Origin of the sequence: Streptococcus oralis, from assembly GCF_001579025.1 — a bacterium.
In the GTDB taxonomy this organism is placed as follows: domain Bacteria; phylum Bacillota; class Bacilli; order Lactobacillales; family Streptococcaceae; genus Streptococcus; species Streptococcus oralis_X.
This window is the reverse complement of sequence record NZ_KQ970257.1, coordinates 1-265: the sequence shown is the minus strand read 5'-3', so window position 1 is coordinate 265 and position 265 is coordinate 1. Positions and strand designations below refer to the sequence as shown.

Sequence of the window (265 nt, the reverse complement as noted above, 5' to 3'; positions counted from 1 at the left end):
CAGAAGGAATTTGTAGCAGAATTAGAAGCAAGTCAAAACAAGGTACGTAGTGTGGCAGCTGGGGAAAACTTGCCGATTTTTGGGAGTCAGTTAGAAGTCCTATCTCCAAGGAAGATTGGAGATGGGGATCGTGATGGTTCCCTGGTTCTTTATGGAAAACTCTTAGATAAGCACTTTCTCTTCACAGGAAATTTGAAAGAGAAGGGAGAGAAGGATCTTCTAAAGCAATATCCTGACTTAGAGGTGGATGTCCTGAAAGCAGGCC

Annotated in this window: 1 pseudogene; it reads left to right on the top strand. The window is 43.4% G+C overall.

Annotated elements, in window-relative coordinates:
• A pseudogene (locus SORDD27_RS09510) lies at positions 1-265 on the top strand (competence protein ComEC); the annotation flags it as partial.